The sequence below is a fragment of the Pseudomonas sp. UF-293 genome (assembly GCF_058245595.1).
This window is the reverse complement of record NZ_JBSICA010000023.1, coordinates 12,562-27,119: the sequence shown is the minus strand read 5'-3', so window position 1 is coordinate 27,119 and position 14,558 is coordinate 12,562. Positions and strand designations below refer to the sequence as shown.

Sequence of the window (14,558 nt, the reverse complement as noted above, 5' to 3'; positions counted from 1 at the left end):
ACTGGAACATTCAAACATCAACAAATTCAGGAGATTTCGATAACGGCTGGCAACGCCATGCCAGCAATAAATCCGAAACACTTACAGCGCAAAAAAAGCCTGGCCAACGTTGTCGTCGACAAGCACAAAGGCCGTAAATCGGGGATTTACGGCCTTGGCGACAGTTTTCAAGTTGAGTGGCGACCGCTGGAGTTTTACTTACAACTTTTCTGGCAAGTAATTACCCCTCAAGTGACCGGCTTGTTGCCATACCAACGCGGTGTGTAAACCCAGTTACCGCCGTTGGCACGGGCAAAAGTGCATGTCGTGGAGGAACCGATCAACACCATGGTGCGCATGTCGACTTGTTCCACGGTCAATGCGCCCAGTGTCGTGGTACGCAGACTCTGCCCCGGACGGCCAATATCGCGCCCGAGCACAACCGGTGTTTCAGCCGCGCGATGCTGCGCGACGATTTCCAGCGCCCGGCCCAACTGCCATGGGCGTGCGCGGGAAATCGGGTTGTAGAAAGCCAGGGCCAGATCCGCCTCGGCGGCCAGATCCAGACGTTTCTCGATGATCGCCCAGGGCTTGAGGTTGTCCGACAGCGACATCACGCAGAAGTCGTGGCCCAGCGGCGCACCCGCCTGAGCCGCAGTAGCGAGCGAGGCGGAGACGCCCGGGAGGATTTCCAGATCCACGCTGTGCCACGCCGGATCATCCGACTCGTGCAAGGCTTCGAGCACCGCAGCGGCCATGGCGAACACGCCCGGGTCGCCAGAAGACACCACGATCACCGAACGTCCTTCGGCGGCAAGCCTGAAAGCGTGGCGGGCACGCTGCATTTCTTCACGATTGTCGGTGCAGTGTTGCACCTGATCGTCACGGAAAGGGCCAGCCATGCGCACGTAGGTTTCGTAACCGAGCACATCAGTGGCGCGAGCCAGTTCGGCTTTCACCGCCGGCACCATCAGTTCGGCGGCGCCAGGGCCAAGGCCGATCACCGCGAGTCGACCCCGTGGACGACCGATCTGCGCGACGTCCAGCGGTTGCTCGGCAATCGCGATCGCCAGATTTTCACCGCCACTCACGTTCGCCGCTGGCACTGCAACGCGGGCCAATGCCTGCAGATCGCTCTGCGCTGCCACGAAGCGCAGCGGCACGCCCAATTCGAGCGCAGCCTCGCGCAAATTCGTCGCGGCCATATCAGTGTCGGCGGCCACCAGGCAGGCCAGTGCCGGAACGGCGACGTTGGCCGCAAGTAACGCATGGCGAACGACGTTCGGCAGGTCCGACACTTCAGCACTCACCGCCACCGCCACACTACGCGGGTAAATCAGCAGTTCATCGGCACTGGCCACACGCTGCGCACTGCTCACATGAATCGACCGCTGCGCCTGCGGATCCTGCGGCAACTGCGCCTGATCCAGCCACGGCGCCGCGCCTTCAATGCGCACGCTATGTCCGGCGAGAAGATCGGAGACGAAACGTTTGCCCGACTCCAGATCCGCCAGTGCGTAGCCGCTCGGCGGGTTGAGCAGGCAGGTGCCAAAGCGCAATTCGCCGCTGGTGGTGATCGCTGGCGCCACTTGCAGCGCCGCCGCGATTTCCCGGGCCATGACGTTGACTCCGCCAAGTCCACCGAGCAATGGCACCACCGCGCTGCCGTCTTCGGCCACCGCCAGCACCGCCGGTTCGGCACCTTTCTCCAACAGCAGCGGCGCCAACGTGCGAATGACAATCCCGGCCGCACACAGGGCGATGATCGGCGTGTCCTGTTGATAGAGCGAGCGCAGGGTCGCGCCGAATTCCTGATAAACGCTGTCGGCGCCATCGACCCGTCCGGCAAGGCCATGGACCTGCGCCGCCGGATAGACCTGCTGAATGCGCCGTGCCGTCGCGAGGCTGCCCTGGCCGAGGATGACGATGGCGGGAGTCGATTGGCTCATCAACCTTGCCACCGTTCGCCCGGGACGATGATCAGCGAGAAGTATGGCGAGGACATCGGCTCGACCTGATCCATCGGCACGATCTTCTGATTGGCCATGGTTGCCCGTTCGACGTACAGCGCGCGGGCGGCGAGACCGAGTTCTTCCAGCACCTGACGCACTTTGGGAAAGTTGCGCCCCAGCTTCATGATCACTGCCGCGTCGGCATCGGCCAGACGCCGTTTCAGCTCTTCATGGGGCAGCACGCCGGAGAGCACCGACAGGCTCTGATTGCGATACACCAGCGGCGCGCCGAGCACCGAAGCGCCGCCGAGCATCGAGCACACGCCGGGCACGACTTCGGCCTCGTAATGGCTGGCGAGACGATCATGCAAATACATGTAGGAGCCGTAGAAGAACGGGTCGCCCTCGCAGATCACTGCCACGTCGCGGCCGGCGTCCAGATGCTCGGCGACCGCCACAGCGGCTTCGTCGTAGAAATCGCTGATGACTTGCTCATACGACAGCGGCGCCGGCAAGGCCTCGGTGGTCACCGGGTAGACCAGCGGCAGCAGATTCTGCGCCTCGACCAGGTGCGCCTCGATGATGCCGAACGCATTGCCCTTCTTGCCCCTGGCCACGAAGTACGCGACCACCGGCGATTCGCGCAGCAGGCGCAAGGCTTTTACGGTAATCAGTTCCGGATCACCGGGACCGACACCGAGGCCGATCAGACGTCCTTTGGCCTGCATCATTCGATCTCCGTGGCGAGGGCATTGACGGCGGCGGCGGCCATGGCGCTGCCGCCCAGACGACCCTGCATGATCACGAACGGCACGCCGCGACTGTCGGCGGCCAGCGCCGCTTTCGATTCGGCAGCGCCGACGAAGCCGACCGGGAAGCCGAGAATCAGTGCTGGTTTCGGCGCGCCGGCGTCGAGCATTTCCAGCAAGTAGAACAGCGCGGTCGGCGCGTTGCCGATCACCACCACACTGCCTTCGAGGTGCGGGCGCCACAACTCCAGCGCGGCGGCCGAGCGGGTATTACCCAAATCGCGAGCGAGCTCCGGCACGCTGTCGTCGCGCAAGGTGCAGATCACTTGGTTGTTGGCCGGCAGGCGCGTGCGGGTCACGCCTTCGGAGACCATGCGCGCGTCGCAGAGAATCGGCGCGCCGGCCGCCAGTGCATCGCGCCCGGCCTGGCCGGCGCCCTCGGAGAATTGCAGACCGTCGACGGCCTCGACCATGCCGCAGGCGTGGATCACTCGCACCGCGAGTTTTTCCAGATCGGCGGGAATGCGCGCCAGATTGGCCTCGCGGCGAATGATTGCGAAGGAGTTGCGATAGATCTCCTGACCGTCGCGGATGTAATCAAGCATCAAGGGGGCTCCGGGAGCGGTCGTCGAGCAGGGTCGCGGCCGCTTCAATAGTAAGGTTGCAGGCGTGCAGCGAGCCGAAACCGGGCTGTGCCGCATCGCGAATGTAGAGATCGTAATGACCAGGGCTGACGGCCAGCAGCGTCACTGGCGCGCAGTGGGCGGCGGCACAGGAGCGCGAGCAGCCCGACAGGTGCACGCTGAGCCCTGTGGGCAGCAAAGGTGCCAACTGCCGGGCATCCTGTTTGGTGTCGGCCAGGCCTTTGCCGCACCCATCGGAGCCGGTGCAGGCGATCAGGCGAGTCAGGGGTTCGGCTGCGGTCGTCAACAGGCCCAACGCCCGCAACTGCTCAAGGACTTGGTCGGTATCAGTGGTTTTCACGTTCGGCAACAGCAGGGTCTGCCACGGCGTGAAGCGCAGGCTGCCATCGCCCAATTGTCGGGCCAGTTGCGCCGCGCCACGCAGCATCGCCGGATCAAGTCGACCCAGTGGCGGCACCGCGCCGACGTAGCAGAGACCTTGCGCGATCTGCTGATGAGCGCCGATGTGCAGCGCGTCTGCCGACGTCGGGCGCTGCCAGTTGCTGATCGCTTTGAGCGATACGCGCTCGCGCAACGAGTCAAGCAACGCGAGCCTTGGCAACTCCTCGAGCAGATGGCGCATTCGTGTTTGTTCTGGCCGGGCCAGGTCGAGGAACAACTCCAGCACAGCGACCACCAGTGCGTGAGCATTGTCCAGGCTCACAGCGCCGAGCGGGCGATCGGTCGGACAACCGGCCAGACCGAATGCCCAGAGAATTTCGCCGTCACGCTCGAACGCCGACAGCCACAGATCATGCCGATGTTCGAGCATCGCCAGCGCTTCACCGCCATCGAGTTGCACGGCGAACTTGGCGCTCAGCTCGTGGAAACGCGGATGGCTTTGCAAGGTGTCGAGGATGTGTTCGGCGAGCGGCCGTGTGTCGATCAGCATCTGCCGATCGATGCCGGCGCCGGGGCTGAGCATCAGATTGCGCACATCGTCGCCGGCGGCGTTCTTTGGCCCGAGGCCAGCGGCCAGCAAGCGCTCGATCAACTCTGCAGATTGCGCCCCGATACCGCGAACCTGCAGATTGCCACGATTGGTCGCCTCGATCGCGCCGCTGGCGAACTGCTCGGCGGCAGCGGCCACCGCATCGGCCTGATCAACGCTGATTGAACCGCCATCAAGCTTGATCCGACAGATTCCGCCGTCCAGTGCCTGGACGATACGCAGCAACCCCGGGCAGGCCGAGGGGCGTAAGGCAGTGGACATCGGGCGTTCGTTCAAGGGGCTGACCGGTTGTGTGGCAGAAGCGCTTCGCGGGCGAAGGCGCGGTATTATGCCTGCTTTGTCCGGTGGCATGAAAAGTCTGCCCGTCGGAACCCGTCCAACGGACGAACACTATTCATCTTCAGTAGCCAAGGCGATGATTCACGTCAGGGCGAGAACCTGCTCCTGACGCCGTTCGCCGAGCAAGGAGATCACCGTTGCCCGGGAGAAATCATAGTCTTCCCTATCCAACAGAGCCTTGCTGGCAGACACGCAAACGTCACCCACTACGTCTTCCGCAGTGAAGCGATGTTGAAGAATATCCGCCCCTATCACCCCGCAGTATTCAAAAGAGATGACAACCTTGGGAATGGTGATTCCTGGCGAAACAACAGCGAACATGAATCTGATCCACTTGTCGTCCCGAACGACATGCTGGCGAAGTAAACCAAGGGTCGCCGATGTTGCGTCCAACTTTAAATCGGACAACCGCTGTCCACCAGGCAGATTTATTGCCGGCATCCAACAGTCCATTGTTTGTTGTGCCACCTCCAACAATGTAACCCCTCCTGATACCGGCAATGGAAAGTTCATGTCCTGATCGTCGGTCAGCGATGCCCCAGCCACTCTCATTGCTCTGTCCGTTATTTGCGCCCATGTCTGCACTGCGGAAAACTGCGATGCTTTACGGGACGCAGCTGTTTGCGAATAGAGCAGCGCATCCAATGCATCCTGACGCTCCTGACCCGATAAATCGTCTGTCACAAGAACCAGTGCACAGGCACAAACGAAAGCCGTACAACTTTGATCTTTACTCATTTGCACCTCCCTAAAAAGCCAGAGACTTACGTCTCTGGCTTTAATCAAGCTCAGACTTATGCACCAAACTCCAGGGTGAGCGCTTTTTCGCGCTGCGCGGTCAATGCTTTGACGATCAGGGGCTCTACATCCAGATAGTCTTCTTCTTCAATCTCCATCGTCGCAGCAGCGTTGTAAATCTCCACGTCGCTGGGCATCCATTCGACGAACAGGACTTTGGTCTGCTGAGCTTTGGCAAAATACTGCACAGCGGCAACTGCCATGGTGATCGCCCCCTCTGCATCCTGCATGGAGCTTGTCATGCAGAAGTTGCCACCTTCAGCTTTTTTAGAGTTCTTCTCGAAAAGCGTCAGCGCCTGCGGCTCGTTCTTCAGTGCTTCCATAGTCGAGTCCGCCACACTCGAGAGCACTTTCAATGCTGCCTGGCCTTGGCCAACGGCAGCGCCCACGGCACCATGAATAATCGACAGGGCGATATTATCCATTGTCACCTTGCGGGACTCGGCTTTATAACGGTTATAGGGACTGCTGAAAACAAACCACCCCGCAAGTTTCATCAGGCGCAGGAACTCATTGTAACGTTGCTCTTTTTGGCTGGGCGCCGGGTATTTCAGCAGGGCCGCGATATCTGCGTACATATATGAGTTTTTGACAATCCGCTTACTCCGCTTGGACATGCTCGGATCAAAGCCAGCAATACCCGAGCCCATAATGGCCGCGTTCAACTCATCCTTGTCGACAGGCAGATCAACTCCTGCACGCGCTGCTCGCGACCTTAGAATCGGTTGCGCGGAAACAAAAGCATTACACTCTTCAATTGCTGCAACACGCTCGGCAGCCGACATTACTTTTTCAATTACATCGCTCATCACTTTAATCCTTCAATTATTAATACGCCCTCATGGCGCAAAAACAAACTATCCATCGTAGGCAAAACATTCAAATCAGATGTCATTCAATTAATTTCAAAGTTTCATGAACCGACGCTTATCAACCGATCAAGCCAACTCAATTTCTCCAAGACGCATCTCGACCACGGCCAGACTTAACTGCTCTCGATACTTTTCAATCTGATCAGGCGTTATAACAAAACGCCTTGACTGAATATCAAGTTGCGAACCTTCATGCTTCACCGTCCAGAACAGATAGGTGGAAAACCATTCGGAACTCACTAAGCGGACATTACTGATGACGATTTCAAGCTCTTTATGAAGATTGTAACTGGCAGGAGAGAATCGAAAATCTCCCCATTTTCGCGTGCTGTTGGTGAAGATTTCGACTCCATTGGAGTCGAGCTCAAGCATTTGAAAAGTTTCTTTCATACGCCTGACCTTTTCCCGACTGAGTTGCGCCGACAAAGACTTGGCCCACGCGTCCAGAACGTCTCCAAAAAAATTCTTGTCTGACACTATCACTGGCGCGTGGTCCAGGCGCCAGCCGACAGACCACATGACGCCCGAGTAATACTCGAACCAGGCAGCAGGTTCTCGTTTGCGGTCCAAGCGAAGATCCGCCTTGTACTCAGCCCAACGCATGCTGTTTTTTATGAATCGTTTGTCTTCCCTGGTCACGTCGACAAAGAACGACAACAGATTACTTCCCATTACAGCGGAGCAGCCCTCATCCGGCAGCAGCCCCGAATTATTTTTGTCAGTCACTATGAATACCTTATTGAGTTATTGCCTCAAAATTAAAATCGAGGATGTCGAAAACGCCTCGCGATTGTTTGAAAGTCCAACGACAACAAACTAACAACCCGCCAACGACGTTAAAAAAAACAATCAAGACATTTGATTTCGTTCATTCAGTGAAAGTTATTGCGGTCAGTTGATCCACGTCGCGTTATCATTGTTGACCGGTAAAAGCACGCGCGTGAGGAACGGCATGAGCACTTGGCTGACAGTTGTAGGCGTAACTGAAGATGGCTTTAAGGGTCTTGGCAAAAACGCCCGGCGAGCCCTGATGGGCGCCTCGCGGATCGTCGGCGGCCAGCGTCAGCTGGATTTGCTGCCGGCGTGTATACGTGGTGAACGACAACTGTGGCCGCGGCCCTTTTCCCTTGCGCCGGTGCTGGCGCAGCGTGGCGAAGCCATCTGCGTGCTGGCCAGTGGTGACCCGATGTTCTACGGCGTCGGTGCCAGCCTCGCCCGGCAGGTACCCAGCGAAGAGATGCTGATCCTGCCTGCGCCGTCATCCTGTTCGCTGGCGGCGGCGCGCCTCGGCTGGCCGTTGCAGGAAGTGGTCACGCTGTCGTTGGTGGCCCGACCGTTGGCGGCCCTCAATGCGCAGTTGTTCGGTGGCGTGCGCCTGTTATGCCTGAGTAACGACGGCCAGAGCCCGGCGGCGGTTGCACAATTGCTTCGTGACCGCGGCTTCGGCCCAAGTCGCCTGAGTGTGTTTGAACACCTTGGCGGCGACACCGAGCGGCGCATCGACAGTACCGCCAACGCCTGGAACGGGGCGCCGATAGCCGACCTCAATATCATTGCCATCGAGTGTCTGGCCGATGCCACGGCGCCGCGCCTGTCGCGCCTCGCCGGTTTGCCCGATTCGGCATTCCGCCACGATGGCCAACTGACCAAGCGCGACGTGCGCGCTATCACCCTCGCACGCTTGGCGCCGACGCCCGGTGAACTGCTTTGGGATGTCGGCGCCGGCAGCGGCTCGATCGGTATCGAGTGGATGCGCGCCCATCCGAGTTGCCGCGCCATCGCGGTGGAGGCCGACGAGGGTCGTCAGCAATTGATCGAACACAATCGTGATGCGCTGGGCGTGCCCGGCCTGCAACTGATCCGTGGCAAGGCGCCGCAAGCGCTGGATAGCCTCGAACGGCCGGACGCTGTGTTTATCGGCGGCGGCGTCACCCGCGAGGGTGTTTTCGAAGCCTGCTGGGAACAGCTCAAGCCCGGCGGCCGTCTGGTGGCCAACGCCGTGACGTTGCAAAGCGAAGTCACCCTGATGCATTGGCGCGAACAATACGGCGGCGAACTGACACGCGTTCATGTCGCGCAGGCTCAGCCGCTCGGCGAGTTCGACACTTGGCGTCAGGCCTTGCCGATCACCTTGCTCGATCTGGTCAAACCCCACGATGCGTGACGAAACCGCCGAACAACCCGCGCCCCTGCGCAGCGGCCTCACCACCGGCAGCTGCGCCACCGCCACCAGCCTCGCCGCCGCGCGCCTGTTGCTCACCGGCGTCAGCGCCGACGCGGTGCAGATCACGCTGCCCAAGGGCAAACAGGTGCAGATGCGCCTGGAGTTCTGTCGCCTGAGCGAGGCCGGCGCCGAGGCCGGCACGATCAAGGATGCCGGCGATGACCCCGACGTCACCCATGGCGCCCTGCTTTATTCACAGGTGCGACTGTGCGCCGAACCGGGAATGCGCTTCAACGCCGGCGTCGGCGTCGGCACGGTGACCCGACCCGGTCTGGTATTGGCCGTTGGCGAGCCGGCAATCAATCCGGTGCCGCGTAAAATGATCAGTGATCATCTGGCCTTGCTCGCCGCCGAAACCGGTTACGGCGGCGGCTTTGACGTCACAGTCAATGTCGAGGGCGGCGCAGAACTGGCGCTGAAAACCATGAATCCACGGTTGGGCATTCTTGGCGGCCTGTCGATCCTCGGCACCAGCGGCATCGTCCGGCCGTTTTCCTGCGCCGCCTATATCGCCTCGATTCATCAGGGCATCGATGTAGCGAAAACCAACGGTTATCTGCACATCGCCGCGTGCACCGGCAACGCCAGCGAGGACACCATGCGTCGTGTCTACGATATGCCGGAAATCGCCCTGATCGAAATGGGCGACTTCGTCGGTGCGGTTCTCAAGCATCTGCGCAAGGTACCCGTGGATAAACTCAGCCTGTGCGGCGGTTTCGGCAAGATCAGCAAGCTCGCCGCCGGACATATGGATCTGCACTCGCGACATTCGAGCATCGACTTGCCGCAATTGGCGCAGTGGGCGGCGGCGCTTGGCGCGGATGCGGTATTGCAACAGGGCATTCGTGAGGCCAACACCAGCCAACAAGCCTTGGCCATGGCCAGTGCGGCGGGGATTGCTTTGGGTGATGAGGTATGTCGCCATGCGCTGAATTTCGCCCGCAGTGTGGTGCCGGCGCAGGTGCAGGTCGAGGTGTTTGCCATTGATCGTCAGGGCGGGATTGTCGGGCATGCCGGAAGTTTTGTATGAAGCGGATCCTGCTGCTCGGCGGTGTCACTGAAGCGCTGGCGATTGCCCGCACGCTCGGCCCGCAACATATCTACAGCCTCGCCGGCGTTGGCCGGGTGCCGAGCGATTTGCGCTGCCAGGTCAGGGTTGGCGGCTATGGAGGTGCTGAGGGTCTGGCGCAGTTCATCGCTGATGAAAGCGTCGATCTGCTGCTCGACGCTACGCACCCGTACGCCGCGCAAATCAGTGCCAACGCCGCCCGCGCGGCACAGCTCGCCGGCATCCCCTGCTGGGCCTTGCGCCGCCCGGCGTGGCAGCCGCAAGCGGGCGATGACTGGCGTGAGGTCAGTGACTGGGCAGAACTCATCGCCGCCCTCGAACCGTTCCACCGCCCGCTGTTCACCCTCGGCCGCGAACCGCTGCAACACCTCGAGGAAATCCCCGCCCACCAGTTCTGGACCCTGCGCGCCCTCGACGTTTACCCCGGCAACGCGCGCTGCGAAGTGATCGGCGCACGCGGGCCGTTTCTGCTGGAAGACGAGCGCGCGCTGTTCGAGCGCCGGCAGATCGATGTGCTGATCAGCAAGAACAGCGGCAGCACCGCCACCGAGCCGAAGCTCGAAGTGGCGCGCGAGCGCGGCGTGCCGGTGCTGGTGTTGAAGCGCCCGGGGTTGCCGGGGGTTGATCAGGAGTTTGAATCAGTCGCTGAAGTCCTCGCTGCCCTTTCCCACTGAATCGGCACGGCCCTCTGTGGAAGCGAGCCTGCTCGCGAAGACGTCAGCACCAGTAGCCTTCCATTGTCTGACACAGCGCTTTCGCGAGCAGGCTCGCTCCCACATGACTCCGGCTCGGCGGAATTTATGTCTCGATTCCTACAACCCGGCCAGACACCACCCACATAAATTCAAAACAACACCGACTTTCAGCGTTCAGGCACACCACTTACCCTTCGGCCTTTGAACTCAAAGGCGTGATATTCAATGTCAGAGAAATTTCTTCCTTTTGACGTTCGGGACTACCTGAAAACCCCAGCGGATCTGGGCCAATACATCAAGGGCTGTGAACTGGAAGAATCGGGAGATGGGCAACTTAACCGAGCAGCAGGTCGAGACGTTATGCAGACCATACGAGCACGAATAGAGACCGATGCGGATTTCGCCCAGGCATTGCGAGTCGAAGCCGCTACACTCATTCACAGCGGCGAAATCAAAACGGGGCGCAGACTGTTACAACTTTTGCAGCAAGCACTGCGACACCAAACCGCACGACGCTTTTTTACTTATCGGCCCTGATCAGGCTAAATGGGCCGCGCCTGATCGCCCACCCAACGGACCTGTCCCATGAACCGACGCCGGTTAGCATTTGCCTGGATCGCCTGCCTTGCAGTGCTGTTCAACATGCTCGCCATGCCGCTGAGCGGGGCGATGGCGCAGGCGGCCAGTTCACCGGCCGAGCAGATCCTGTGGAGCAGTTTCTGCACCGGCAGTGGGATGAAGATGGTGGCGATCGACATCGGCGCCATAGATCAGAAAGCCCCGCAGAACGACAGCCATTCGAACATGCAGCACTGCTGGTGTTGCTCAGGTGGGGCGCCATTGCTGGCACTGCCGGGGCATTCGCCGCAGCTGTATTTCGCGCAATTTGAAAGCAACCGGAGCGTTGCGCCCGTCTCCCTGCAAGCCCCGACGCCGCGCCAGCAATGGCCGAGTCTCAATCCCCGTGCTTCCCCTCTGGTCTGATTTGTTCGCGCCATAATTCCGCGTTTCAAATCGTTCTGGAGAACTGCCATGTTGAAGAAACTCTTCGTCCTCGCTGCGCTGCTTTTGCCGGCGTGCTTCGCCCATGCCCATGAATATAAAGTCGGTGCGCTGGAGATCGCCCATCCGTGGTCGCAGGAACTGCCGCCGAATGCGCCGACCGTCGCCGCCTACTTCATCATCCACAACACCGGCAAAGGCGCCGATCGCCTGCTCAGCGTCGACTCGCCCATCGCTGCACAAGCGCAGTTGCACGAGCACCTGATGCAGGGCGATCTGATGAAGATGCAGCAAGTGCCAAGCGTGGAAATCCCCGCCAGCGGCACCGTGACCTTCGCGCCGATGGCTTACCACGTGATGCTGCTCAACCCGAGCGATCGCAGCCTGCTCAGCGACGGCAAGCGTTTCCCGATGACCCTGCATTTCGAAAAGGCAGGTGACGTCAGCGTTGAAGTTGCCGTGCAGAAGAAAGCGCCGGAATCCGCCCAGGGCCACGTGCACGCTCAGTAACCGTTTCGGCTGACTTCGCCCATGTGTCCGTTGCGCGCTAGGCCCGTCCCGCATCACCGTCAGACTCAAGCGCTGACGCGTGGCAGCTGGATCGCCCTGTTCGCCATGTTGATGATCTTCATCGGCCCACTGATTTCTCAGTCGATGCCGATGGATCAGCACGCCTCGACACCGATGCCAATGAGCATGGCCATGTCGATGGACATGCCCGGCATGGATCACGGCGGCCATGCAGCCCAGCCTTCTGCCGAGCATTGCCCGCCGCAGTCCTCGCACCACGTGCTGTGGGAAAAGTGCGGCTATTGCAGCCTGCTGTTCAACTGCCCGGCACTGACCGGCGGCGGCGATTTCGTCGCTTTCAACATCCCGCCACCGAACACCTTCACCCCACCCTCGCCGCGTCTGGGCCATGCCCGCCAACCCTTCTTCCCCGGCGCCCGCACCCGCGCCCCGCCCATCGCCACGTAAACACGCACCTCTGATTGCACACGGTTGAGAAGACAGCTCCAGGCTGCCGGCCGTGGTGTTTACGACTGTTCGATGGAAATTGTCATGTCCAGGTTTACTGCTGTCCTCTGCGCGGAATCTGCCCGCGCGCACTTTGCCCTGAATGAATCGCGGATTCGTTGCAGGCAAGCTATTGCCGTCCTTTGCGGCCTGCTGCTGACACCGCTGGCGTTGGCTGATGATCACGCGAGCCACGAAAATGAACTGAGCCCGACGGTGATCACTGCCATTGCCCCGAGCTCACCACTGACGATCGTCACCAACCCCAAGGATCCGCGCCAACCGGTGCCGGCCAGTGACGGTGGCGATTACCTGAAGACCATTCCCGGCTTCGCTCTGGTGCGCAATGGCGGCACCAACGGCGATCCGGTGCTGCGCGGAATGTTCGGTTCGCGACTGAATATCCTCACCAACGGCAGCATGATGCTTGGCGCCTGCCCCGGCCGCATGGACGCGCCAACCTCATACATTTCGCCGGAAACCTACGACAAACTCACGGTGATCAAAGGCCCGCAGACGGTCCTGTGGGGGCCGGGTGCATCGGCCGGTACGGTGCTGTTCGACCGTGAGCCGGAGAGCTTCGGCGAACTCGGTACACGGGTGAATGCCAGCGTGCTGGCCGGTTCCCACGGTCGTTTCGACAAAGTTGTCGACGCGGCTGCCGGTGGCCCTCTGGGCTACGTGCGAGTCATCGGCAACACGGCGCATTCCGACGATTACCGCGACGGCAACAACGACATCGTCGCCTCGCGCTACGACAAGTGGAACGGCGATGTCGCACTGGGCTGGACGCCGGATGCCGACACTCTGATCGAACTCACCGCCGGCAAGGGCGACGGCGAAGCCCGATATGCCGGGCGAGGCATGGACGGCTCGCAGTTTTTGCGCGAAAGCCTCGGCCTGCGTTTCGAGAGATCCAATATCAGTGAGGCGCTGGAAAAACTCGAGGCGCAGGTCTATTACAACTACGCCGATCATGTGATGGACAACTACACCCTGCGCACACCGTCCGGCACCGGGATGATGGCCGGGCCCATGGCGTCCAACGTCGACCGGCGCACCCTCGGCGCGCGGCTCAAGGCGACCTGGCGTTGGGCGGATATTCAACTGATCACCGGGCTGGATGCGCAGACCAACGAGCACCGTCAGCGCAGTGCGATGGGTATCGATACCTACAAGCAACTGCCGTACAGCAAGGACGCCGATTTCCACAATTACGGCGTGTTCAGCGAAATGACCTGGTACGCCGCCGAGCGTGATCGCTTGATCACGGGCGCGCGGGTCGATCGCGCCTCGGCCAAGGATTATCGGCAAACCATAGGGTCGGGAATGATGGCTCGGCCCAACCCGACCGCCGACGACAGCCGCGCCGACACGTTGCCAAGCGGCTTCATCCGTTACGAGCATGACCTCGCCGACAGCCCGACCACGCTCTACGCCGGCCTCGGCCACGCGCAACGCTTCCCGGATTACTGGGAGTTGTTTTCGCCCAAGTCCGGCCCGGCAGGATCGGTCAATGCCTTCGACTCGATCAAACCGGAAAAGACCACGCAATTCGACTTTGGCGTGAACTACAAAAGCGCCGACCTCCAAGCCTGGGCCTCGGGCTATGTCGGCGTGGTGCGCAATTACATCCTGTTCGACTACACGCCCGGGGTGATGGGCATGAGCACCTCGCGCGCCGAGAACATCGACGCGCGGATCATGGGTGGCGAACTCGGTGCTGCCTACAACCTCACCGACAACTGGAAAGCCGATGCGACCCTGGCCTACGCCTGGGGCAAGAACAGCAGCGACGGCTCGGCCCTGCCACAGATGCCGCCGCTGGATGCGCGTTTCGGCGTGAGCTACAGCCAGGACAACTGGAGCGCCGGCGCATTGTGGCGAGTGGTCGCCGCGCAGCACCGCATCGACGCGAACAAGGGCAACGTGGTCGGCAAGGATTACGCCCAGAGCTCGGGCTTCGGCGTGTTTTCGCTCAACGGCGCGTACCGCATCAACCAGCACTGGAAGGTCAGCAGCGGCGTCGACAACCTGTTCGGCAAAGCCTACGCCGAGCACCTGAATCTGGCCGGCAACGCCGGGTTCGGCTACCCGGCCAATGACCCACAGGCAATTAATGAACCGGGGCGCACGCTCTGGACCAAAGTCGATATGAGTTTCTGACACCAACACCTACCCATGTAGGAGCGAGCCTGCTCGCGAAGAGGCCGGCGCATTCAGCAGT

Annotated in this window: 15 protein-coding genes; 8 read left to right on the top strand and 7 right to left on the bottom strand. The window is 60.8% G+C overall.

The window, feature by feature from the left end; genetic code table 11:
- Nucleotides 1-227 precede the first annotated feature (227 nt).
- The 7 genes from cobJ to AC4IHP_RS21000 form a co-directional block, all read right to left on the bottom strand.
- Nucleotides 228-1,928, bottom strand: coding sequence for a precorrin-3B C(17)-methyltransferase (gene cobJ / locus AC4IHP_RS21030; RefSeq protein ID WP_490832653.1), 1,701 nt, complete (start codon nucleotides 1,926-1,928; stop codon nucleotides 228-230).
- Nucleotides 1,928-2,659, bottom strand: coding sequence for a precorrin-2 C(20)-methyltransferase (locus AC4IHP_RS21025; protein ID WP_490832673.1), 732 nt, complete (start codon nucleotides 2,657-2,659; stop codon nucleotides 1,928-1,930). Before AC4IHP_RS21025 ends, cobJ begins: the two co-directional genes overlap by 1 nt.
- Nucleotides 2,659-3,285, bottom strand: a complete 627-nt coding sequence (locus AC4IHP_RS21020; RefSeq protein WP_460123579.1) for a precorrin-8X methylmutase — start codon at nucleotides 3,283-3,285, stop codon at nucleotides 2,659-2,661. Before AC4IHP_RS21020 ends, AC4IHP_RS21025 begins: the two co-directional genes overlap by 1 nt.
- Nucleotides 3,278-4,576, bottom strand: a complete 1,299-nt coding sequence (cobG, locus tag AC4IHP_RS21015; protein WP_490832652.1) for a precorrin-3B synthase — start codon at nucleotides 4,574-4,576, stop codon at nucleotides 3,278-3,280. The genes AC4IHP_RS21020 and cobG overlap by 8 nt, the downstream gene beginning before the upstream one ends.
- Before the next feature lie 159 nt (nucleotides 4,577-4,735).
- Nucleotides 4,736-5,392 (bottom strand): hypothetical protein, encoded by a 657-nt coding sequence (locus AC4IHP_RS21010; RefSeq protein WP_490832651.1) that lies wholly within the window; start codon nucleotides 5,390-5,392, stop codon nucleotides 4,736-4,738.
- Between the two features lie 56 nt (nucleotides 5,393-5,448).
- Complete coding sequence (locus AC4IHP_RS21005) at nucleotides 5,449-6,261, bottom strand: hypothetical protein (protein ID WP_490832650.1); 813 nt, start codon at nucleotides 6,259-6,261, stop codon at nucleotides 5,449-5,451.
- Nucleotides 6,262-6,390: 129 nt separating this feature from the next.
- Complete coding sequence (locus AC4IHP_RS21000) at nucleotides 6,391-7,050, bottom strand: hypothetical protein (protein WP_490832649.1); 660 nt, start codon at nucleotides 7,048-7,050, stop codon at nucleotides 6,391-6,393.
- 226 nt (nucleotides 7,051-7,276) lie between these two features.
- On the opposite strand from AC4IHP_RS21000, the gene cbiE reads away from it, so the two are divergent.
- The 8 genes from cbiE (at nucleotide 7,277) to AC4IHP_RS20960 (ending at nucleotide 14,497) form a co-directional block, all read left to right on the top strand.
- Nucleotides 7,277-8,488 carry a precorrin-6y C5,15-methyltransferase (decarboxylating) subunit CbiE gene (gene cbiE / locus AC4IHP_RS20995; RefSeq protein ID WP_490832648.1) on the top strand — a complete coding sequence of 404 codons (1,212 nt, stop codon included), beginning with the start codon at nucleotides 7,277-7,279 and terminating at the stop codon, nucleotides 8,486-8,488.
- Nucleotides 8,481-9,578: a cobalt-precorrin-5B (C(1))-methyltransferase gene (locus tag AC4IHP_RS20990; protein ID WP_490832647.1), complete on the top strand. Its 1,098-nt coding sequence runs from the start codon at nucleotides 8,481-8,483 to the stop codon at nucleotides 9,576-9,578. The genes cbiE and AC4IHP_RS20990 overlap by 8 nt, the downstream gene beginning before the upstream one ends.
- On the top strand, nucleotides 9,575-10,291 hold the full coding sequence (locus tag AC4IHP_RS20985) for a cobalt-precorrin-6A reductase (protein ID WP_490832646.1): 717 nt from the start codon (nucleotides 9,575-9,577) through the stop codon (nucleotides 10,289-10,291). Before AC4IHP_RS20990 ends, AC4IHP_RS20985 begins: the two co-directional genes overlap by 4 nt.
- A gap of 246 nt (nucleotides 10,292-10,537) precedes the next feature.
- Complete coding sequence (locus AC4IHP_RS20980) at nucleotides 10,538-10,849, top strand: hypothetical protein (RefSeq protein ID WP_490832645.1); 312 nt, start codon at nucleotides 10,538-10,540, stop codon at nucleotides 10,847-10,849.
- Between the two features lie 48 nt (nucleotides 10,850-10,897).
- A complete protein-coding gene (locus AC4IHP_RS20975; protein ID WP_490832644.1) occupies nucleotides 10,898-11,296 on the top strand; it encodes a DUF2946 domain-containing protein in 399 nt (132 codons plus the stop codon).
- 48 nt (nucleotides 11,297-11,344) lie between these two features.
- The gene (locus tag AC4IHP_RS20970) at nucleotides 11,345-11,824 is read left to right on the top strand and encodes a copper chaperone PCu(A)C (RefSeq protein WP_490832643.1); all 480 of its coding nucleotides are present in this window, start codon (nucleotides 11,345-11,347) and stop codon (nucleotides 11,822-11,824) included.
- A 21-nt stretch (nucleotides 11,825-11,845) separates the two neighbouring features.
- A complete protein-coding gene (locus tag AC4IHP_RS20965; protein WP_490832642.1) occupies nucleotides 11,846-12,292 on the top strand; it encodes a DUF2946 domain-containing protein in 447 nt (148 codons plus the stop codon).
- A gap of 84 nt (nucleotides 12,293-12,376) precedes the next feature.
- The gene (locus tag AC4IHP_RS20960) at nucleotides 12,377-14,497 is read left to right on the top strand and encodes a TonB-dependent copper receptor (RefSeq protein ID WP_490832641.1); all 2,121 of its coding nucleotides are present in this window, start codon (nucleotides 12,377-12,379) and stop codon (nucleotides 14,495-14,497) included.
- The last annotated feature ends 61 nt before the right edge of the window (nucleotides 14,498-14,558 follow it).

Bases quoted from the DNA above. Each gene is read 5' to 3' on its own strand.
- cobJ (WP_490832653.1), bottom strand. From the start codon at position 1,928: ATGAGCCAATCGACTCCCGCCATCGTCATCCTCGGCCAGGGCAGCCTC.
- AC4IHP_RS21025 (WP_490832673.1), bottom strand. From the start codon at position 2,659: ATGCAGGCCAAAGGACGTCTGATCGGCCTCGGTGTCGGTCCCGGTGAT.
- AC4IHP_RS21020 (WP_460123579.1), bottom strand. From the start codon at position 3,285: ATGCTTGATTACATCCGCGACGGTCAGGAGATCTATCGCAACTCCTTC.
- cobG (WP_490832652.1), bottom strand. From the start codon at position 4,576: ATGTCCACTGCCTTACGCCCCTCGGCCTGCCCGGGGTTGCTGCGTATC.
- AC4IHP_RS21010 (WP_490832651.1), bottom strand. From the start codon at position 5,392: ATGAGTAAAGATCAAAGTTGTACGGCTTTCGTTTGTGCCTGTGCACTG.
- AC4IHP_RS21005 (WP_490832650.1), bottom strand. From the start codon at position 6,261: ATGAGCGATGTAATTGAAAAAGTAATGTCGGCTGCCGAGCGTGTTGCA.
- cbiE (WP_490832648.1), top strand. From the start codon at position 7,277: ATGAGCACTTGGCTGACAGTTGTAGGCGTAACTGAAGATGGCTTTAAG.
- AC4IHP_RS20990 (WP_490832647.1), top strand. From the start codon at position 8,481: ATGCGTGACGAAACCGCCGAACAACCCGCGCCCCTGCGCAGCGGCCTC.
- AC4IHP_RS20985 (WP_490832646.1), top strand. From the start codon at position 9,575: ATGAAGCGGATCCTGCTGCTCGGCGGTGTCACTGAAGCGCTGGCGATT.
- AC4IHP_RS20980 (WP_490832645.1), top strand. From the start codon at position 10,538: ATGTCAGAGAAATTTCTTCCTTTTGACGTTCGGGACTACCTGAAAACC.
- AC4IHP_RS20975 (WP_490832644.1), top strand. From the start codon at position 10,898: ATGAACCGACGCCGGTTAGCATTTGCCTGGATCGCCTGCCTTGCAGTG.
- AC4IHP_RS20970 (WP_490832643.1), top strand. From the start codon at position 11,345: ATGTTGAAGAAACTCTTCGTCCTCGCTGCGCTGCTTTTGCCGGCGTGC.
- AC4IHP_RS20965 (WP_490832642.1), top strand. From the start codon at position 11,846: ATGTGTCCGTTGCGCGCTAGGCCCGTCCCGCATCACCGTCAGACTCAA.
- AC4IHP_RS20960 (WP_490832641.1), top strand. From the start codon at position 12,377: ATGTCCAGGTTTACTGCTGTCCTCTGCGCGGAATCTGCCCGCGCGCAC.